This window comes from Pseudoalteromonas sp. Scap25 (genome assembly GCF_013394125.1).
Lineage (GTDB): Bacteria > Pseudomonadota > Gammaproteobacteria > Enterobacterales > Alteromonadaceae > Pseudoalteromonas.
In genome coordinates this window covers 2,382,329-2,402,938 of record NZ_CP041327.1, presented here as the reverse complement: position 1 = coordinate 2,402,938, position 20,610 = coordinate 2,382,329, and the positions used below count along the sequence as shown (strand labels likewise).

Below are 20,610 nucleotides of genomic sequence, written 5' to 3'. Positions count from 1 at the left end.
GGAGTTATTAGCGATTACCGTGTTATAGTTGAGTAGAAAGCTTTTATTCCAATACTGTCTTAATTATAAGATTTCAAGAGTCATTATTTGGATTACAAGCCTATTATTACTTTTTTAAGTGGAGGCGAATTTGGAAACAGGAATGATTATTTCACTGGCATTATACTTTATTGTAATGCTAGGAATAGGACTATACGCATATAAGCAATCTACCAGTGATATTTCAGGGTATATGCTAGGTGGTCGTAATTTAGCCCCCAGTGTAGCTGCCCTATCGGCTGGTGCATCAGATATGAGTGGTTGGTTATTAATGGGTTTACCTGGCGCAATGTATTTATTTGGATTGAGTAAGGTTTGGATTGCAATTGGTTTAGTATTAGGTGCATGGGCAAACTACTTTTTAGTAGCACCAAGACTGCGTGTTTATACTGAAAAAGCCAATGACTCCATTACTATCCCTGATTTCTTTGCAAACCGTTTTGATGACAACAAAAATATCCTACGTGTTATCTCTGCAATAGTAATTATTGTTTTCTTTACCTTATATACTTCATCGGGAGTTGTTGCCGGTGGTAAGTTATTTGAAAACTCATTTCAAATGAGTTACGAAATGGGCTTATACATCACCACGGGTGTAGTAGTGGTATATACCTTGTTTGGTGGTTTTTTAGCGGTTAGCCTTACAGACTTTGTGCAAGGCTGTATCATGTTTATTTCGTTGTTGGCAGTGCCAATTGCCACCTACATGATGCTTGACCAACCCTTTATGGATACCTTAGCAAATGCAAACTATCAGCAGTTACTAAGCTCGCCTAAAGCAAGCGAAATTCATTCTTTAAGTATGCTTGACTGGTTTGCGGGCGGTTCTACCATTGCTATTATTTCTGCAATGGCGTGGGGCTTAGGTTACTTTGGTCAGCCGCATATTATTGTTCGCTTTATGTCTATTCGCTCAGTAAAAGAAATGCCAACCATGCGTCGTATTGGTATGTCTTGGATGACGCTATCCGCTATTGGTGCGGTATTTACCGGGCTATTTGGCGCAGCATTCATGATTGAAAACCAAATGCCGATTGCCGACAAAGAAACAATCTTCCTAGTATTAGCTGAATTAATATTCCATCCGTTAATTGCCGGTTTCCTACTAGCGGCTATTTTAGCTGCGATTATGAGTACTATTTCATCGCAACTATTGGTGTGTTCAAGTTCTTTAACTGAAGACTTTTATAAGATCTACTTAAATCGTAATGCTTCGCAAACTGAGCTGGTATTAGTAGGGCGTATTAGCGTGATATTGGTTGCGTTATTTGCAATCTACTTAGCGTATGACCGCAATAGTTCAATACTAGATTTAGTAAGTAATGCATGGGCTGGTTTCGGTGCTGCATTCGGTCCACTGGTATTGTTTAGCCTTTACTGGAAGCGTATGAACTTAAAAGGGGCTATCAGTGGTATGGTTGTAGGTGCACTAACGGTGCTTGTGTGGATTTATGCGCCTATTACTATTAATGGTGAGAGTTTGAGTAGCGTGATCTATGAAATCGTCCCTGGCTTTATTTTAGCAAGTATTGCGATTGTAGTAGGAAGCCTTATGACAGCTGAACCGAAAAAGGAAATTACTGATCTGTTTGATGAAGTTGAATCGTCATTATAAGTGATTAGTTAACCTAAGTTTTGGTTTAAAAAAATGCCAACCAGTTTAACTGGTTGGCATTTTTATCGACTGACTTTTAACATTAGCAAATAGTGATGATTTACTCGCTTTTAGCTATCATTATTTAAAGGCATAAAAAAAACTGAATTCGAATACCGAATTCAGTTTTTTTAATAATTACTATTAGGTTTTTAAAAGTACTAACTTGCAGCTTTATCTTTTATATCTGCAACGTTATCTGACTTTGTTTTTTTAGCTTTTGCAGGTACTTCTTTAGTCCCCTTAAGTACCGCCATAAAGTCGTCTTTACTTTTCGCAATCTCAAGTGCAAGCGACTCAACTTGTTGTTCACTTAGCGGCACATCTACTTTTTCAAGCATTAGTTCTAGTGACTCGGCGATATCGAGCATTTTGTCATAGGCATCAGCTTCTTTTTTAGTAGTAAACGTCATGCGCTCGACTCCGTTTCGTTCTACAACATATTTAACAACAACAGCCATGATTTCTCCTGCTTACTTACGTGGCAATATGATTATTTTAAATCATTAGATTACTGTTTTTATGTACAGTACAAGCTTGCGCGTTATTTTGCAAGCTTTAGCCTTAGTTTATCTGCAGCTTAGTTGACAATAAAGGCTGACTCTACTTTATTTATTAAGTCACTTTATAACGCGTTGCAGTAAAGGAGTCGCAAGGAGTGATTGTTACCGTTAGTACTTAGTAACCACAACGTTATGTAAAAGTGCTGGGTGTAAATAATCAACGAATGTTCATGTAGGAACGCAAAAGGAAATAGTATGAAATTAATTAAAATAATCTCGTTAGCAGCTGCTTTATGTTTATTACCTATGGGTACCACCTTTGCGCAAAGCGATATGCTATCAGAGCAGATGCAATCAGCCATGGTTAATATTAATAGTGCTGATTTAAAACAGTTAATTAAGTTACCAGGTGTCGGTAAGAAAAAGGCACAGGCAATTATCGATTATAGAGAAGCTAATGGTGATTTCGCATCACTTGAAGATCTAGCTAAAGTAAAAGGGGTGGGTAAAAAAATGCTAGCCAAACTTGATGGAAAGGTGACGTTTTAACTAAAAAGGGCGCTATGCGCCCTGATCAAACTGTTTTAAGGCAGCACCAAGGTGCTTTTTAGCAAAGTTAATATCTACTGGTGCTGTTAATAGCGGATAGCTCAACCCAGCTACAATTAAAAAGGGCACCAGTAACCAACCTTCGAAAAGAGTAAATATTAAAAAGAATGGGCTTAATAGCATCAGCTTTAGTATGCGTATAAAGACCCTGTCACTGGGTGATAGCATGCTTAAAGAGATAGCTATAACAGTTTGTCGTTGACGAACTTTTAAATGTTTAAGCTCATCAACTTGGCTTGAAAAAAAAGTAAACATATTAAAGTGACTTTTTAGTAATTAATCGACTGGCCACTAATATAAACAGTGTGGCGGTAAAGAGTACAAAAATAATTTCCATCCACGCTGGCATACTTAGGCTGGCAAATTGCCAATCTATATTTCCGCAGTCACCTGTCGCTTCAAAAAACTGCGGTATCCAGTGATGTAACGGTATAAATTCTGGAAAGTTTGGCTCAAATTCACAGCTAAATGCAAATGGGTCTGTGGTTGTTTGCATTTCAATGTGCTCACGGGCTATTAGTAACCCCCATACACTTGAAATCCCCCAAACAGCATAAGCGACAATACGTACTATGAGGCTGTTTGGTTTACTGGCTCCAATCATACCCGCAAAAAGTAGGCCTAATACTGCGGTGCGCTGGTATATGCACATAATGCATGGCGCTAACCCCATGTTGTATTGAAAGAAAAGTGCAGTAACTTCAAGCAGAAAAACAATCCCACTGAATAATAACCAAGGTGTACGCTGAGTACTTAGATTAGCAAGCCAGTTCATAACAATTCCGTATTTAAATAAGGGCTTAGATTATGACTTAGGATAAACAGCGGGGCAAGTAAAAGGAAAAAGCGAGGAGCTATGAAAGCTTTTCGCACCTCAAAGTTAGGGATATTCTGTTACATGACTTTCCCCAGAGCCATCAAGTTAATCCAGTTGTAAGAGCTAGTCAAACTGTCTCGTATGAATAATAGGTGGGCATTCATATTGTGTTTAATTTCTACCAGTAAAGTTACCCTTTTAATCACATACCTAGGTAATTTAACTTACTTTACTTGTTAGTTGTGACTTGTCTGGTACAATCAGTCAGTTAATCGTATGTAGCGATGTAATGTGAATTAATTCGAGTAGGAATTGAATGAGAATTTTTAAAGCGAAAAGCCCAGCAGGATTTGCTGAGGAATACATAGTAGAGTCAATCTGGAATGGTGATTTCCCTCCAGGTTCAATTCTGCCAGCTGAGCGTGAACTCTCAGAGTTAATTGGTGTTACTAGAACCACATTGCGTGAAGTGTTACAACGATTAGCAAGAGACGGTTGGTTAACAATACAACATGGTAAACCTACTCGCGTAAATAATTTTTGGGAAACGTCAGGGTTAAATATTCTTGAAACACTGGCCCGTTTAGACGAAGACAAAATGCCAGAGTTGACCGATCAGTTACTTTCAGCACGCACCAACATCAGCGCAATTTACACCCGTGCAGCAATAAAGCTTGCACCAGAGCGCGTTATTGAAATTTTATCGCAAAGTGATGAGCTAGAAGACAGTGCGCAAGCATTTGCTGATTATGACTATAAAGTGCACCATGAGTTAGCTGTTGCTGGTAACAATCGCATTTATGTGCTTATTCTTAATGGTTTCAAAGGCTTTTATTCTAAGATTGGTTGTCATTACTTTTCAGATCCTCGCACTCGTGAGCTTGCACGTCAATTCTATAAAGATCTCACTAAGCTTGCTGAGAATAAAGAGCACGATGGTGCGATATCCATGATGCGTAAGTATGGTCATCAAACCGGTGAAATATGGCAACATATTCGCGGTGATATGCCTAGCGACATTATGGATTAGAAAAAAAACCTGCTTTAAGCAGGTTTTTTTATGAACAATAATCCGTGTATTTATCAAGCGTTCGCTATTTTAGAACGGCGCTATCTATAAATACGATTGTTAATTTATTTTTGATAGCCATAGAATAATGATTAATTAGATATGGTGCTATTGTAATTTAAAAATTAGTGCCCATATTACTATCAGTATTGCGTAAGCAATTGACAATAAACTCAAAATATTTGGAGAATAAAATGGGTGTATTAGTAGGCCGCCAGGCACCAGACTTTACCGCTGCAGCTGTTCTAGGTAACGGTGAGATTGTAGATAGCTATAACCTTCACGAAAAAATCAAAGGTAAAAAAGCAGTAATCTTTTTCTACCCACTAGATTTCACTTTTGTATGTCCTTCTGAGCTTATTGCTTTTGATAAGCGTTATGCAGAATTCCAAAAACGTGGTGTAGAAGTAATTGGTGTTTCAATCGATTCACAGTTCTCACACAACGCATGGCGTAACACCGCAGTAGCAGACGGCGGTATTGGTAAAGTTCAATACGCACTAGTTGCAGACGTTAAACACGAGATCTGTAAAGCATACGACGTTGAGCACCCAGAAGCGGGCGTTGCATTTCGTGGTTCTTTCTTAATCGACGAAGAAGGTAACGTACGTCACCAAGTAGTTAACGATTTACCACTTGGTCGTAACATCGACGAAATGATCCGCATGGTTGATGCATTAGCATTCCACAGCGAGCATGGCGAAGTATGTCCTGCTGGTTGGACTGAAGGTAAAAAAGGAATGGATGCAAGCCCTGAAGGCGTAGCTAAATTCTTATCTGAAAACGAAGGCGAGCTATAATCTAGCCCTTTAGTTTAAGATAAAAAAAAACCGCCATATTGGCGGTTTTTTATTGCTTTTAATTAAAACGAAAAGCTCACTTTAGTGTAAATGTAACGACCTCGAGGGTTGTGTACACCCGATGCGTAACCATACAGATCTGAATCACCGTCACCAATTGCAAATGGTGGCTCTTCATCAAATAAGTTATTTACACCTAGCGATACTTTTGCAGACTCAGTAATACGGTATGATGTTTGTAAATCAACCAATACTTGAGAATCAACAGTGCGCGATGTATTACTATCGAAGTCTAAGTTGCCATCGAAATCGATATCTGGCGTATCTTCAAACTCACCCACATAACTAATGTTCATATTCGTGTTGAATTGGCCAATTTCCCAGTTTGTTGAGAAAATCCAACGGTGCTCTGGGTAGCCATATTCACCAGTGTAATCGCGGCCGTCTTTTTCAAATTTATCTTGGTAAGCCCATTCTAAATTGAATTTTAGTAAGCCTAACTCATCCAGTGAATGATTGTAGTTTGCTGAAATATCAACGCCAGAAACTTCTTGTGATGATACATTTTCAAAAGTACTGAATATCTTTTGAATAGTTCCTAGGCTGTCAGTACCTGATGGTGGTAAGCGTACACATACCGTACTATTTTGGTTATTACACTCTGAGTTGTAAATTGGACCAAACTCTTGCTCATCAATTTTATTATCTTGGGTGATACTCCACACATCAATACTTAAACCAAAGTCAGTTGTGGGTGCCCAAATGAAGCCGACATTCCAAGATTCAGATTCTTCAGCTTCTAAATCTGGGTTACCGGCAAATTCAATGTTGTAATCTAGCGGGTCACAATCTTTACCTGTTGCATCACAGCGGTAATTATCAATAAAGAACTGACTCTCTTGAGATGGCCCTAAACCTACTTGTGCAAGTGAAGGTGCTCTAAAGCCTTGCGCCCAAGAACCGCGAACCGTGATTTCATCACTAGGTGCCCAGCGTAAAGCGACTTTAGGGTTTGTCGTAGTGCCAAAGTCACTGTAATCATCATAACGGCCCGCAAGTTGTAGCTCTAAGTTTTCCGCAAGTGGAATTGAAAACTCTACATAGGCAGCGTATTGGTCGCGCTCTGCGGCAGCTGAAACTGACTCGGTACCAAAGATTAACCCACGTTGAAATTGATCATCTGGCGTATCAGTTACGTCTTCTTCGCGGTATTCAATACCGGCCGCCATCATGACAACATCATCACCAAAGTTAAATGCTTCACCTGAAATGTTAGCATCGAACGACGTCATATGAGACTCACCTTGGCGAACCAAGCTCGTTGTGATTCTGTCAACAACAGCCGGATCGTTGTAAGTGCCGCCAAATGGGTTGTAGTTACCTGCGTCAATCTCTTGTTGTAAAAAGTCGGTGCGAACCCAACCTTGTGAACGATCCCCTGTTTGTAATGACTTGCTACGCCCTTTTTGTACCGCTGTTTCCCAGCTCCAGTCGTTAATTTCACCTTTTAAACCAGCAACAAAACGTAATGTGTCTGATTCGATATCCCATTGACGCGCGCCTGCATCCACTGTTCTGTAACGACCAATTTCTATATCTTGACCAAATGGGTTATTTGGATGATTCCCTGGTACGGTTAAACCCGCATCTTCATCAAGTGGCGTTGGTGCGCCAGCTGCAACTGAGCTGTTATGCTGTACAGCCATTTCTAAAAAGCCGGTGATGCCATTGTCGAAGCGGTATTCAAATTGTGAAATTGCGCCTACACGTTCTGATGCAGGGGCAATATAGCCGAATGGACCATAGTCAAATAAGCAACTACCACTTGATGTTGCATTTTCAGCAGGACACGAAGGATCGATTGTTTTAACGCCATCTACGTAAAAGTAGCCCGGGAAGCCACGTGATGAACGAAAGTCTTGGCCGCCATAAGGAGATTGATTAGCAGTACCTAAACGGCCCATTTCGTCTGATGATAAAGACGTGTTTTTAAAGTAATCAATAATAACGGACGCACTACTTTTTGCACTCGTTGTACCCCAAACAATGCTAGCCGTGGTTTCTTCATAGTTAGGGCCATCTGTGCCGCCGTAACCTAAATTAACTTCAATCCCGTCGATGTCTTTTTTCAAGATAACGTTTACAACACCTGCTACAGCATCAGAGCCATAGATTGCTGATGCGCCATCTTTTAAAATATCAATACGTTCAATTGCTGAAACAGGAATGCTGTTTATGTCAACAAATGAGTTGGTGATCCCTTCAGCAAATGCGCTTATAGCAACACGACGACCATTAATAAGTACCAACGTAGCATCAGCCCCTAAACCACGAAGGCTGACGGCGGCTGAACCATTAGCGGTTGAGTCTTGGTTATTGCCACGGGTTGAAAAAGTACCATTACCTGCAACAGGCATTCTTTCAAGAAGCTGTTGTAGGTTGTCATAACCCATGTTTTCGATGTCTTCTTTATTAATGGATTGTACTGGCGATGGGCCTTCGATATCGGAACGTTTGATACGAGAGCCTGTTACTTGAATACGTTCTACTTTTTCTGCAGTCTGCTGTGCAGCGTAAGTTGTTGTACTAAAACCTGCTGACAATGCGATAGTAGCACCGATGATTAAGCTCGGTGTAAATGCAATTGATTGCTTCATCCTTAAGTCCTTGTTGATATGTTATAATTTACTTGTTTTTTCAAGCCGAATTATTAATACCATGTAACTTAACTGTTATCAATTGACTGCAAAGCTGATTTTATTATCGGCACGAATATATACTGATTTTCTCAATAATGAAAAACAATGGGATACTCGCTATCTGGTGCGGGAGAGTGCTTTGGTCATTATTAAAAAATAAATCACTGAGCGACTTTAATTTGTAATAATTTGTATTTTCTTAAAAATTTAATCAAAAAAAACGCCTAACATGATGTTAGGCGTCTTTATTTAAACTTTGTGTTTCATTAAACGTTCTTTTTCACGGGACCAATCTTTATTTTTACCATCTTCACGTTTGTCATGCATTTTCTTACCTTTAGCTAAATGGAATTCAAGCTTCACCCAGCATTTTTTCCAATACATAGCGGTGGCAACTAATGAATAACCATCACGTTCAGTTGCACCAACTAAGCGGTCAAGTTCACGCCTGCTTAGTAGTAATTTACGGTAACGTAGCGGGTCACAAATAACATGTGTTGATGCACTATTTAAAGGCTGAATGGTACTACCTAATAAAAATGCTTCACCGTTTTTAAGATGAATGTAAGTTTCAGAGATATTTACCTTACCTGCTCGGATACTTTTTACTTCCCAGCCTTGGAGTTCAACACCTGCTTCAAACTTGTCGTGTAAAAAATACTCGTGTCGCGCTTTTTTGTTTAGCGCGATGGTATTACTTGTCGATTTTGATGAATTTTTCTTAGCCATAGTGCCCTATAATATACGTTATACAAGATGTTTTACATCGATTTTTTAAATTATACATGCAAAAGCGAAGGATTAATTTAAGCGCGATGAAAGTTTGGGGAAACGCACAAAGCTTGCTAAAATTCCTGCACACAGTTGGGAGTGAGTATGCCACAAATAGAAAAAAGCGCGCTGGTTATGTACAGCACTAAAGAGATGTTTGATCTAGTCAATGATGTAGAAGCCTATTCACAGTTTTTACCTAATTGTTCAGACTCAAAAATTATTAAGCAGCATGATAATAACATGACCGCTAGTTTAGAAATATCCAAAGCCGGTATAAAAAAATGGTTTACCACTGAAAATACGCTAATTGATGAGCAAACAGTGATGCTTCGCTTGGTTGATGGCCCTTTTAAAACCCTACAAGGTCGCTGGCACTTTCAGCAATTAGATGCGCAGGCGTGTAAGGTTAATTTACAGTTAGAGTTCGAGTTTTCAAGTAAGCTAATAGAGCTAGCGTTTGGTAAAATTTTTAATGATGTGGCTAAAAACATGGTGAGTGCATTTACTCAACGTGCAAAAACCGTGTACGGAGAACGTGCATGATAAATATTGAAGTTGTGTTCGCGTTACCCACTAAGGCAACCACGTTAAATATAGAAGTGCTGCAAGGTACAACGGCTGAGCAAGCAGTAATACAGTCAGGGATTATTAAAAAGTGCCCTGAGATTGATGCAACCGATTTAACTTTAGGCGTATGGAACAGAACGGTAAAGCTTAATCATGAGCTTAAAGATGGCGACAGAATTGAAATTTACCGCCCATTAATTGCCGATCCTAAAGATGCTCGCAGAAAACGTGCTGAAAAAGCCAAAGAAGAGGGCCGTGCTAATAAAGTCACTGGTGGCCGGCCGTTAGATCGTTAGACACAAAAAAGGTGAGCCATGCTCACCTTTTTTAACAACACTTTAATAGCTTCTTATTGCTCTAAAGGTGTTGTAAAGTTTTCTGGTTGCTCATAGTCGCCCGATACCGTAACTAGCTTCTCATTTTCAAAGTTTAATACTAATGATTTATATTGTTCATTAGCACGTCCTTTATTAAAGCTGTATACATAACGCCAAGTATTTTTATCGAAGGCGTCTTCGGCAATGGGTCTGCCTAGTACGTATAGTACTTGTTCGCGAGTCATATTAACGCGAAGCTTATCAACGTCTGATTGTTCTAAAAAGTTACCCTGAGGGATGTTGATTCTGTATACCCAGCTAGAACAACCTGCGGCTGAACTAAGCGTTAAAGCGACGATAAGCCAAAGAGACAAAGTTTTTAACGACTGCATTGTTAGTTGTGATCCTTATTTTTTATAATCTGCATGATACCGATTAGTTACTCAAGGTAAAACCCTTTTGAGTAATTGTTTTTGTTTAGCGTGTTAGGGCGAGGTTTTGACCATTAGTAATCAAAAAAGTTTAAACAATGAGTTGAGCAATAGTAAAAATAAACCGGCGACTTGGTCACTTTATATTGTGCAAACACGGTTTGGTCATTGGTATACCGGCATTACGGTTGATGTAGCCCGACGTATCGCTACTCACCAAGCAGGTAAAGGGGCAAAAAACCTCAAAGGTAAAGGGCCGCTGGTGCTCATTCATCAACAACAAGTAGGTACTAAAAGCGACGCGAGCAAATTAGAGTATGCGATTAAAAAACTTCCACGAGCAAAAAAAGAGGCTTATGTTGCTGCTTTTAAAGGGGGCCTTAATACCACAGGGCTTGTCAAAAGCTGATTAATAAATGCCTCAATTAGCAATACGGCTTCTTGATAGAGGGGAGTATTTATATTTTCGAGCGTATCTTTAGTACTATGATGGAAGTTATCTGCCCCCATAGAAAAGTACACATACGGGATTTTTTGTTTAGCGAATGAATAATGGTCGCTGGCTCTGTGCCAGTCGATTTGTTTAGTGTTGGTGAGTCGGCTCATTTTTCGTGATGAATAAACAGGCTTTAATTTGATCTTGTCACCGTTAATCTGAGTAAGTAAAGGGTTAAGCTGGGTTTTTAATGCGCGACTTGTTAGTGCGTATAACCGCTTATGTGACTTTTTAACTGCCAACATATCTAAGTTAATATTTAAAACAATTGGGAGTTGGCGCATTGTTTTGGCAAAGTGCTCACTGCCGTGTAAACCATTTTCTTCAGCGTCTGTTGCAACAAACATAAAGCGATATGAAGAAGAAACCGTTAGCGCATTCGATAAATAAAGTAATGCAGCAACACCCGAGGCATTATCGTTAGCACCTGGGTGTAATTTTCCTGCTTGTAGACCTAAATGATCATAATGCGCAGTAATAACAATAACGGGTAAATCTTTTACAGTATTAGTGGCAATAATATTAACGCCTTGTGCGTTAAAAAACAGCCCTGAGGAATAAGTAAAAGGTTGTTCACTTACTGTGAGTTGATGCCCTTTGAAGCGTGTTTTTAAATACTCCCTAGTGAGTAATGCTGCATGGCTATTCGTTTTTCTACCAGCTAATTCTGGGCTGGTTAGTATAGTTAAATCAGTCAATAATTGCGGCTCAATCTGTTTACAAAGGCCGCTCCAACTTATAAAAAAAACGATGCAGGTTAAGCTAAATAATTTAATAATGATTCGCCTTCGCAGTAAGTGATTTTAATGCAATGAGCTTATTGTCATAGCGCTGTTTGTGATGAATGAAGTCTGCTTTTTTTCTAGCTTTACGTAGATGAAACTCCGCTTTAGTTATATTACTTAATTTAAAGTAACTGCGCGCCAACCCAAAGTGACTTTCATGTAATGTTGGCGACATAGCGTTAGCTTTTTTATAATGACTAATCGCATTTGTATAGTCACCACTTACATAGTCACTGTTACCAAGCGATATATGATAATAAGGGTTAGTTTGGCGCTTTTTGTCAAGTTTTGCCAATAGCTTTTCGCCTTCGGCTACTCTATCTGTGAGTTTATATAATAATGCTAAATTACCTTGCGCAGTATTATCATTGGCGTTTAAGGCAATGGCAAAATGATACATTTTCTCAGCTTGTTGGAGGTCATCTAATTGTTTAAAGAGTACTCCTAAATTCCCCCAGCTTGCACTAAATGAAGAGTCGGTATTGATAGCTGCTTTAAAATAACTATAAGCTAAATCAAACTGCCTATTAATCAGTGCCTCGCCGCCTTTGTTATTATAAAACATGGCGGTCACTCGTTTTTTCGACAGCGATGAAGTTGCAAAACGAGCTTGTCGGCTATTAGGATCAAAATCAATGATTAAACGCTTATTACGCTGATAAACAAGTGAGCTGTCTTTGAATTTAGTCTTATTGTCTATAGCAATGTTTATGTGCCCAGTGAGTAAATTAAACCCTCGATTTAACGCCCAGTACTCAGGAATATGTACTTTCTGAAAGCGAGCCTTCAGGCCTAAATGTTCGGCTAAGCTATACGCTAAAATTGAGAGGGAAAGACAGTTAGCATTTAAATTTTGATAGCTTTGAGACGCCGTTTGTGTGCCAGTTGATTGATAAGATAGTGAGTTATCACCATTTGAGAGTAAAAAACTGAGTAGACTATAGGCAATTTCATCAGCCGATTTATTTGTTTGTACGTAAGCACTTAATTGTTGTTTAAGGCTCTGATCGAGTTGAAATATTTGCTGTTCAGACTCTACAAGCTGCTGTTTAAGTTGCATTGGGGGAGTAATAATAGGGGGGGGCGTGCTTAAATTGGCGTTATCTGTAGTGCTACACGCACTTAAACTCAGCAAACAAGCAGCCAGTAAATAATGTTTAGCTTGAACAGTACTCATACACACCTCTGTACAAAAAACACACTCAAGTATAGTGGTTATTTCATACAGAGGTTATTTTTTAATGTAACAAACTGTTTAACGCTGCTGATTAAACGTGGCTACTAGCGCATCAAGTGTTTGTGCACTGGTGGCTAAATCGCGAATTGCTTGTTCGGTGTTGATTTGTTCACTCATTGATTTATCACTGATCTCACTAATTTGCTCAATACTTCGACCGACATCATTTACAACGCTACTTTGCTGCTCGGTGGCTGTGGCAATTAGAGTTGCCATGTCGTTAATTTCATTCGCTGTTTCAGTAATCGTATTAAGCAACTCAACCGAGCTTTGCATTGCGCTGACGCTTTGTTGGGCTTTACCTTTCGATTGGCTGATATCATTTACAACATCATCTGAAATTTGAGTAAGCTCTTCAATCATTGATTGAATTTCAGTGGTTGATTGCGACGTACGATTCGCCAGAGCTCTTACTTCATCTGCAACGACTGCAAAACCACGACCATGCTCACCTGCACGTGCAGATTCAATGGCTGCATTAAGTGCAAGTAAGTTGGTCTGCTCTGAAATCCCTCTAATTGAATCTACAATACTGGCAATATCTATGGTCTTTTTAGAAAGCAGTGCAACTTGCTCAGTAATACCATCAATATCGCTGGCAAGAGCTGATATTGTCGTTTGGCTTTGTAGTACTTGTTGATGGCTTTGTTTGGTATTATCGCGGCTATCGTTAGTTAACTTAGCTGCATTCGCTGCACTTTGTGCTATTTCTTGCACGGTAGCGCCCATTTCATTAATCGCTGCAGCAACCGAAATAGTTTGCTCTTTTTGTTTATCCAGCGCTAACGAGTTTTGTTTTGCTTGTGCAAAGACATGATCAGAGCTTTGACGAATACCATGGCTTTCATCAGCTACTTGCACAATGGCGGTTTCTATCTTTTCAATAAACTGATTAAAGCCCGACGTCAAATTATTGAGTTCAGGTTGAGGTGATGTGGGTAGACGATACGCTAAATTAGCATCACCTCGACCTAAACGAGAAAACAACTCTGCCATTTTTGATAACGGTGAGGCTAAAGAGCGAGCTAACAAGTAACTGATCACACTTGCGATAAGTGCTGTCATGATAGTGAATGTGAATATTTGCCACTCTAGGGTGTTTACACTTGCGAATACTTCACTTTTTGGTACTTGAGCTAACACAAATAAGTCGGTGTTTTTAATTGGTGTGGCAGCAATCAGCGTGGCTTGTCCGTTAATATTTACTTCTTCTAAAGCAAAACCGTTTTCATCAAGTAATTTGTGATGAATATTAGCACTGTAAATACTATCTATATTAACCTTAGCGACTTTAGCTGCATCTTTATGTAGCTGAATTAAGCCATTTTTATCGGCAATAAATACAAACCCTGACTGTTCAATTTTAAACTGCTGTAGCAGTTTTTGCATATCAGTAATGCTTTTTGCTAATCCCGCTAAGCCGAATCCATTAAGCTGCTGATGATTAACAAACATTTTTACATCGTTTGCAGATTCCTGATAAATACTGATTGAATAAGGTTGTTTAGATTGAGTAAAAGCAAAAAACCAACCATCTGCAGCATCATTTTTTAAAACACGTAAAAAGCCATCTTGGTTCCAATATTGCGCGGTGTTTTTATTAGCCCACGAAGCGGTGGCAAGGTCATATTGCTCAACCAAACGATTGAGTTCTTTTAGTAACAACGCATCGTTGGTGTTGCCAGAGTTTGCCCAATCTAAAATAAAGGTATTGGCAGAAAGCTGCTGTGCTGCGCCTAAAAGTTCATTGATCTCCCCACCAATATGATTACTGATTGTTTGCAGCTTACTTGGCAGTTCTGATTCGATCATGCGTTGCTCAATAATATTCTTTGAGTTATGCAAAGACGTCAAACCAATTAATACAGCAACACAAATAGCAATAATGCTTCCAAGCGCTGTTATTTTTTGAGTAATAGAGAGATTTTGTATCGTCATGGTAGTGCTTATATATTTACAACTGAGGCAATGAGGCGATTATTCTAGCACATTATTTATTTTCGGCTATTGATGAATAATTTACATTTAAATAAAAAAAGCCCACAGCAAAAAGCAAATGGGCTTAGCTTCTAACAATTGAAAGTTCTAGGGTTATAGAGTTACACTATTTTTTTCATTGCCGACATATAACCGCGTAATTTAGCACCCACTTTTTCAACAGGGTGTTCACGCAGTGCGGTATTTATTTGAATCAATGTTTGATTATCTACTTGGTTACTTTGCTCATTTAAGCCTCTGCCAATAACATCGGTATCAATATCTTGCATAAACTCTTGTAGTAGTGGCAAACATGCATGGTTGTATAAGTAACAGCCATACTCTGCCGTATCGGAAATAGTACGATTCATTTCAAACAGCTTTTTACGTGCAATGGTGTTAGCAATTAACGGCGTTTCATGCAATGACTCATAATAGGCAGATTCTTCAATAATACCGGCTGCAGTCATGGTTTCAAATGCCAGCTCTACGCCAGCTTTAACCATGGCTACCATTAAAATGCCGTTATCAAAAAATTCTTGCTCAGTAATTTCTACATCACTCGCTGGGGTTTTTTCAAAATGAGTTTCTGCAGTTTCAGCACGCCACTTTAATAAGTTAGCGTCATCATTTGCCCAGTCTTCCATCATTACTCGTGAAAATGTGCCATCGATAATGTCATCTTGATGTTTGTTATACAGTGGACGCATGATTACTTTTAGCTGCTCACTTAATTCAAACGCTTTTACTTTGGCAGGGTTTGACAGACGGTCAAGCATATTGGTAACGCCGCCATACTTAAGTGCTTCTGTGATCACTTCCCAGCCATATTGAATTAGCTTTGAGGCATAACCAGCATCAACGCCTTTATCAATCATTTTATTAAAACATAGAATAGAGCCAGTTTGTAGCATGCCGCACAGAATGGTTTGCTCACCCATTAAGTCAGACTTAACCTCAGCAATAAACGATGATTTAAGTACTCCCGCACGATGACCACCTGTACCTGCGGCATAGGCTTTTGCTTGTGCCAAGCCATGACCCTGAGGATCGTTCTCTGGATGAACCGCAATGAGTGTCGGTACACCAAAGCCGCGTTTATACTCTTCACGTACTTCTGACCCCGGACATTTTGGAGCAACCATAATAACGGTAATGTCTTCACGAACTTGCATGCCTTCTTCAACAATATTAAAGCCATGTGAGTAAGCAAGCGTTGAGCCGTGTTTCATTAATGGCATAATGGCATTAACAACCGCAGTGTGTTGCTTATCAGGTGTTAAGTTAAGTACTACATCGGCTGTTGGGATTAATTCTTCATATGTTCCCACTTTAAAACCATTTTCCGATGCATTTAAGAATGACTGACGACGCTCAGCAATCGCTGATTCACGCAGTGTATAGGCTACATTTAAACCCGAATCACGTAAATTTAAGCCTTGATTTAAGCCCTGTGCGCCACAGCCTACAATCACTAACTTTTTACCTTTGAGTGCAGCAACACCATCGTTAAATTCGTCTGCCCCCATAAACTCACATTGTGCCAGTTGCGCTAATTGTTCACGTAAAGGTAAGCTATTAAAATAATTTGCCATGATTAAGGTTCCTATTAATTCAATTTGTTAGATGCATTGCATTTGCTTTGCTTGGAATAACCATATGAAAAATATCTTCTTGCGTAAAATGATATATTTGAATTAAAGTATTTCATAATTTGAAATACTGGTGTTGTTATGGATCATAAGCATTTACATTACTTTTTGGCGTTGGCAAAAACGCTTCATTTTTCTCGTGCCAGTGAGTTGTGCCACATAAGTGCGCCTACTTTAAGTCGTAATATTAAGCAGTTAGAAGATGAAGTAGGGGTGATGCTGTTCCAGCGAGATAATCGCAGTGTCAAACTTACTCGCGAAGGCGTTGCATTTAAGGAGTATGCTAGTGCAACGCTCAGTAATTGGCAGCGTTTTAAGGCCAATTTAAACGAACCGCAGCAACATATTTATGGCAATGTGAGCCTTTATTGCTCTGTTACTGCATCTTATAGTTTTTTGCATCATATTTTGGAGCAGCTCAGGGCTCAGCATCAGCATATTGAAATCACCTTAAATACGGGCGACCCTGCTCTGGCAATAAATCGTGTATTAGACGGTCACGAATCCATGGCTATTGCAGCTAGGCCCAGTAAATTACCTGCACAAATTGCATTTGTAGATATTGGTTATTCGCCACTGGTATTAATTGCGCCCACTATTCAATGTCCGATCACAGAAAAACTAGCTAATAACAGCGAGACTATTGATTGGTCAGAGCTTGAATTTATTGTTGCTGAACAAGGGTTTTCACGACAAAGGTTAGAGCAGTGGTGGCGAAAAAGTAACGTGCAAGGAAAAATCTATGCACAAGTCGCTGGGCATGAGGCTATGGTATCTATGGTGAGTTTGGGCTTAGGTGTGGCCATGATCCCAAAAATTGTTCTCGATAATAGCCCTTTAAACGATAAAGTTCAGATTTTGGATAGTAAAGATGAGCCCCCACAAGGGTTTAAAATTGGCTTGGCGGTATTACACAAAGAATTAAATGATCCTGCGATTAGTGCGCTGTGGAATATTGCTCAAAATATGGGGGAAAACATAATATAGGCTTGTTGAATGATAAAAAACTGTTAATATAAACCGCTAATACTTATGTGTTTATTAACATCTTTGTTGTGATGTCTGAGAGTTTCGATTATGGATAATACTGCCTCACTTGCTCATTCTGCCCAGTGTTTAAAAAAAGCCATTCCGCTTATGGTGAAGTACAAAATGGCGGTAACGCCGATTAATTATGCAATTTGGTATTGTTATGTACAGGGCGATAATCCACAACTAAATTTAGAGCTTGATAGAGTTATCGGTCAGCACAATACTTGTTCTGCTCAAAGTGCACAGGAAATATTCGATAAATATATAAATGATGAAGAGTTAGCGTTTTTCCAACAAATGTCTGAAAGATTTCATAATACGGTAGAGCAAGTACAGTTTGATTTGAGTGATTCTATTCAATATTCAAAAAGTTTTACCACCTCGTTAGTTGACTCACAAAATGAGTTAAAAACACTCTCTAGTATAAACTCATTTAATGAAATTCTCTCTTGTGTAGAGCGTTTAACAGACGAATCAATTGCAATGCAAGATTATGCTCGCGGCTTCCAAACTAAATTAGCGCAAGCATATAATGAGATTAAAGATTTAAAAGAAGCCCTCACTATGACTCAAGAAGCGGTTGATAAAGATTCGCTAACGGGGTTATTAAATCGCGGTAAATTTGATACCGATATAGTTGAGTTTTGCCTTCATGCATCTTCACAAGATGAGCAAGCTAAGATAGCCGTGTTAATAATGTTAGATATTGATCACTTCAAGCGTTTTAATGATGATTTTGGCCATCAAAAAGGTGATGAGGTTCTCAAGCTTGTTGCCCAAAAAGTGCAAAATAGTGTGCAAGAACAATATAATGCTTATCGTTACGGTGGTGAAGAATTTTGTATTACGGGTTACTTTGATAGCATTAATGATGCGATGACATTTTGTAATCAGTTGCGTTTGAGTATTGCTAAATTAACCATTCGTAAAAAAGAAGATAGCAATAATAAACGTAATATCTCAGCAAGTTTTGGTATTGCTTTAATGGAGCCCTTTAGTAAGAGCTGTTTGTTAGTAGAAAAGGCCGATAGAGCACTTTATTTAGCTAAAACTCATGGTCGAAATCGAGTTGAAATAGCCGCCAATTTGTAAACGTGTTCCGTTTGTATCAAATTTGTTAATGATTGTAACCTTCTAGAGCTTGTACTTATACTACTTGCTACTATAGGGTCAAAGCCACTTTATAAACTAGTGAATAACTCCATGGCGTTACATCTGAGAATAAAAATATGCATTTTATTGGTGTTGTTTAGCGCTAATGCGATTGCTCAGACGCAGCAAAATATCACTACTGATGAACTTAAAATGAGTGTCAGCTTAGGGGTAGGGGTGATCAGTAATCCTTTATATGGAGCAGACAATATTCCTTTAGTGGTTGTCCCACAAGTGGCTTATTATGGCCAAAATTGGTTTTTTGATAACGGTCGTTTAGGCTACTCTTTTATACAAAGTGATACGCATAACATTAGCTTTGTGTCTGAGATTAACCCAGAATCACGGTTTTTTATTGATTGGCACCCGAAAAATATATTCCCGCTCACAACAATGTCTAATAACGAAATATTAGAATCACAAGATGTTGAATCTCCGCGCCAGATTAATATTAATAATATTCAAAAAAGACGAGTAGTACTGGATGCTGGCGTCAGTTATGTTTTTGTAAAACAACAACAGGTATTTTCTGCGCAATTATTGCATGATGTAAATAGTGTTTATAATAGCTACAGAGGATCATTACAATGGCAATACCATTTTGATCTTAAGTTGTTAAAACTTAAATCAACCTTAGGCGTTAACTACAAATCAGCCAAACTAAATAATTACTTTTATGGCTTAAACAGCGCAGAATTTTCATATGGTAAAATAGAAGTTGGTAGTAGCTGGCAACCTTATGCTAAAATCGACGCCCGTTGGCCGGTAGGTAAAGCCAACGCACTTCGTTTTCATTTAGCATATTATGACTATTCAGCAATGGATAGTAGCCCGCTATTTGAACATGACTATTCAATGACCGCCTTTATAGGATTCGAACATACATTTTAATATGAAGTGTTTTATGTTGGTTGTGTTTGCAGCTTCATTTTTTAGCAACCCAAGTGTTGCAAAAGCCCCTTCACTTAACGTATCACCCAAAGTCTGTGTGGTTTCCGAACAACAAGAGTTCTGTGATCTTGAGTTAAAATTTAAGTGGCAATTGCCTGAGCCAATCGATGTGTGTTTATACCAGCAATATACTCAATTGAAATGTTGGCAAGGGGTAAAAAAAGGGCAACTTAGTTATAAAGCGCGTGTTCAGGTGGAGACCATATACTCCCTGATTAATCCCCTTACAGGTGTATCATTAGCGAGTGTGCAAGTAGAAGTGCAAACTGCATACGCGAAGAAGAAACATCGGCTACGCTCACCTTGGAGCTTTTTTTAATTTAGGAGCAATAAATGCCAAAGATATTACTTGTTGAAGATGACCTAGGGTTGCAACAATTAACCAAAGACTATCTTGAGCATAATGGCTTAGAAGTTGACGTATTAGATCGCGGAGACGAAGTGTTTCCTTACCTGAGTGAAAACGATGTTGATTTAATCATTCTAGATGTGATGCTGCCAGGAAAAGATGGCTTTAGCGTGTGCCGCCAAGTGCGCGACAAATACACCTTACCTATTTTAATGCTTACTGCAAAGGGCGAAGATTTTGACCAAGTTATTGGCCTAGAGCTCGGGGCTGACGATTACGTTATTAAACCTGCGGAGCCGCGCGTGTTGTTGGCTCGAATTAGTGCATTATTGCGACGTGGACAGCCTAGCGTAAAAGCCATTGAGGAGCTTAAGTTTGGTGATTTATCAATAGATAAAACCAGTCGTATTGTAAAGTTAAGCGGTGTAGAAATCGTATTGACCTCACATGAGTTTGAATTACTGTGGTTATTAGCTTCAAATGCAGGAGAAGTACTCAGCCGAGAACATGTGCACCAACATATGATTGGACGTGAGTACGACGGGCTAGATCGAACCGTTGATGTACGTGTATCTCGAATTCGTAAGAAGCTTGGTGATAATAGTGATAAGCCATACCGTATTAAAACGGTGTGGGGGCAAGGCTATTTATTTGTATCAGATGCGTGGGACATGTAATTAATGCAAGGTATTAGGCTAGG

Annotated in this window: 22 protein-coding genes; 12 read left to right on the top strand and 10 right to left on the bottom strand. The window is 39.0% G+C overall.

Translation table 11 applies throughout. The features are described 5' to 3' along the window. The first annotated feature begins 142 nt into the window (after window positions 1-142). Window positions 143-1,654: a sodium/proline symporter PutP gene (gene putP / locus FLM54_RS11125; RefSeq protein ID WP_138605326.1), complete on the top strand. Its 1,512-nt coding sequence runs from the start codon at window positions 143-145 to the stop codon at window positions 1,652-1,654. A gap of 200 nt (window positions 1,655-1,854) precedes the next feature. On the opposite strand, the gene FLM54_RS11120 is transcribed toward putP, so the two are convergent. Continuing rightward, entirely contained in the window at window positions 1,855-2,154 is a 300-nt protein-coding gene (locus FLM54_RS11120; protein WP_010387955.1) for a YebG family protein, read from the bottom strand. A gap of 297 nt (window positions 2,155-2,451) precedes the next feature. On the opposite strand from FLM54_RS11120, the gene FLM54_RS11115 reads away from it, so the two are divergent. Further along, on the top strand, window positions 2,452-2,745 hold the full coding sequence (locus FLM54_RS11115; protein ID WP_138605328.1) for a ComEA family DNA-binding protein: 294 nt from the start codon (window positions 2,452-2,454) through the stop codon (window positions 2,743-2,745). A gap of 12 nt (window positions 2,746-2,757) precedes the next feature. On the opposite strand, the gene FLM54_RS11110 is transcribed toward FLM54_RS11115, so the two are convergent. Both FLM54_RS11110 and dsbB read right to left on the bottom strand, forming a co-directional pair. Further along, window positions 2,758-3,060, bottom strand: a complete 303-nt coding sequence (locus FLM54_RS11110) for a hypothetical protein (protein ID WP_010387958.1) — start codon at window positions 3,058-3,060, stop codon at window positions 2,758-2,760. A 1-nt stretch (window position 3,061) separates the two neighbouring features. Then, window positions 3,062-3,580 carry a disulfide bond formation protein DsbB gene (gene dsbB, locus FLM54_RS11105; RefSeq protein WP_138605330.1) on the bottom strand — a complete coding sequence of 173 codons (519 nt, stop codon included), beginning with the start codon at window positions 3,578-3,580 and terminating at the stop codon, window positions 3,062-3,064. A 358-nt stretch (window positions 3,581-3,938) separates the two neighbouring features. Between dsbB and fadR the strand changes: the two genes are divergently transcribed. After that, window positions 3,939-4,652: a fatty acid metabolism transcriptional regulator FadR gene (gene fadR / locus FLM54_RS11100; RefSeq protein WP_138605332.1), complete on the top strand. Its 714-nt coding sequence runs from the start codon at window positions 3,939-3,941 to the stop codon at window positions 4,650-4,652. Window positions 4,653-4,885: 233 nt separating this feature from the next. Next, window positions 4,886-5,491: a peroxiredoxin gene (locus FLM54_RS11095; RefSeq protein WP_008109095.1), complete on the top strand. Its 606-nt coding sequence runs from the start codon at window positions 4,886-4,888 to the stop codon at window positions 5,489-5,491. 62 nt (window positions 5,492-5,553) lie between these two features. Here FLM54_RS11095 and FLM54_RS11090 read toward each other — a convergent pair whose 3' ends face one another. Then, complete coding sequence (locus tag FLM54_RS11090; RefSeq protein ID WP_178956397.1) at window positions 5,554-8,148, bottom strand: TonB-dependent receptor; 2,595 nt, start codon at window positions 8,146-8,148, stop codon at window positions 5,554-5,556. Between the two features lie 291 nt (window positions 8,149-8,439). Beyond that, on the bottom strand, window positions 8,440-8,919 hold the full coding sequence (smpB, locus tag FLM54_RS11085) for an SsrA-binding protein SmpB (protein WP_008109102.1): 480 nt from the start codon (window positions 8,917-8,919) through the stop codon (window positions 8,440-8,442). A 147-nt stretch (window positions 8,920-9,066) separates the two neighbouring features. Between smpB and FLM54_RS11080 the strand changes: the two genes are divergently transcribed. Then, window positions 9,067-9,507: a type II toxin-antitoxin system RatA family toxin gene (locus tag FLM54_RS11080; protein ID WP_138605336.1), complete on the top strand. Its 441-nt coding sequence runs from the start codon at window positions 9,067-9,069 to the stop codon at window positions 9,505-9,507. Beyond that, on the top strand, window positions 9,504-9,827 hold the full coding sequence (locus tag FLM54_RS11075) for an RnfH family protein (protein ID WP_008109106.1): 324 nt from the start codon (window positions 9,504-9,506) through the stop codon (window positions 9,825-9,827). Before FLM54_RS11080 ends, FLM54_RS11075 begins: the two co-directional genes overlap by 4 nt. 53 nt (window positions 9,828-9,880) lie before the next feature. On the opposite strand, the gene FLM54_RS11070 is transcribed toward FLM54_RS11075, so the two are convergent. Next, window positions 9,881-10,240, bottom strand: a complete 360-nt coding sequence (locus FLM54_RS11070; protein WP_138605338.1) for an outer membrane protein assembly factor BamE — start codon at window positions 10,238-10,240, stop codon at window positions 9,881-9,883. 106 nt (window positions 10,241-10,346) lie between these two features. On the opposite strand from FLM54_RS11070, the gene FLM54_RS11065 reads away from it, so the two are divergent. Further along, a complete protein-coding gene (locus tag FLM54_RS11065) occupies window positions 10,347-10,688 on the top strand; it encodes a GIY-YIG nuclease family protein (RefSeq protein ID WP_138605340.1) in 342 nt (113 codons plus the stop codon). Here FLM54_RS11065 and FLM54_RS11060 read toward each other — a convergent pair. The 4 genes from FLM54_RS11060 to ilvC all read right to left on the bottom strand — a co-directional run bounded on the left by FLM54_RS11060 (window position 10,634) and on the right by ilvC (window position 16,369). Next, window positions 10,634-11,473: a M28 family peptidase gene (locus FLM54_RS11060; RefSeq protein WP_218651601.1), complete on the bottom strand. Its 840-nt coding sequence runs from the start codon at window positions 11,471-11,473 to the stop codon at window positions 10,634-10,636. The two genes, FLM54_RS11065 and FLM54_RS11060, sit on opposite strands and share 55 nt — an antisense overlap. A gap of 73 nt (window positions 11,474-11,546) precedes the next feature. Further along, window positions 11,547-12,737, bottom strand: coding sequence for a tetratricopeptide repeat protein (locus FLM54_RS11055; protein WP_178956396.1), 1,191 nt, complete (start codon window positions 12,735-12,737; stop codon window positions 11,547-11,549). Window positions 12,738-12,815: 78 nt separating this feature from the next. Next, window positions 12,816-14,735: a methyl-accepting chemotaxis protein gene (locus tag FLM54_RS11050; protein WP_138605344.1), complete on the bottom strand. Its 1,920-nt coding sequence runs from the start codon at window positions 14,733-14,735 to the stop codon at window positions 12,816-12,818. A 161-nt stretch (window positions 14,736-14,896) separates the two neighbouring features. Then, window positions 14,897-16,369 carry a ketol-acid reductoisomerase gene (ilvC, locus tag FLM54_RS11045; protein ID WP_178956395.1) on the bottom strand — a complete coding sequence of 491 codons (1,473 nt, stop codon included), beginning with the start codon at window positions 16,367-16,369 and terminating at the stop codon, window positions 14,897-14,899. A 138-nt stretch (window positions 16,370-16,507) separates the two neighbouring features. On the opposite strand from ilvC, the gene ilvY reads away from it, so the two are divergent. The 5 genes from ilvY (at window position 16,508) to FLM54_RS11020 (ending at window position 20,587) form a co-directional block, all read left to right on the top strand. Further along, window positions 16,508-17,413 (top strand): HTH-type transcriptional activator IlvY, encoded by a 906-nt coding sequence (ilvY, locus tag FLM54_RS11040; protein ID WP_178956394.1) that lies wholly within the window; start codon window positions 16,508-16,510, stop codon window positions 17,411-17,413. A 90-nt stretch (window positions 17,414-17,503) separates the two neighbouring features. Continuing rightward, entirely contained in the window at window positions 17,504-18,550 is a 1,047-nt protein-coding gene (locus FLM54_RS11035) for a GGDEF domain-containing protein (protein ID WP_138605350.1), read from the top strand. 111 nt (window positions 18,551-18,661) lie between these two features. Further along, on the top strand, window positions 18,662-19,501 hold the full coding sequence (locus tag FLM54_RS11030; protein ID WP_256729714.1) for a MipA/OmpV family protein: 840 nt from the start codon (window positions 18,662-18,664) through the stop codon (window positions 19,499-19,501). Between the two features lie 13 nt (window positions 19,502-19,514). Then, on the top strand, window positions 19,515-19,880 hold the full coding sequence (locus FLM54_RS11025) for a DUF3019 domain-containing protein (RefSeq protein WP_178956393.1): 366 nt from the start codon (window positions 19,515-19,517) through the stop codon (window positions 19,878-19,880). Window positions 19,881-19,894: 14 nt separating this feature from the next. Then, on the top strand, window positions 19,895-20,587 hold the full coding sequence (locus FLM54_RS11020) for a response regulator (protein WP_178956392.1): 693 nt from the start codon (window positions 19,895-19,897) through the stop codon (window positions 20,585-20,587). Window positions 20,588-20,610 lie beyond the last annotated feature (23 nt).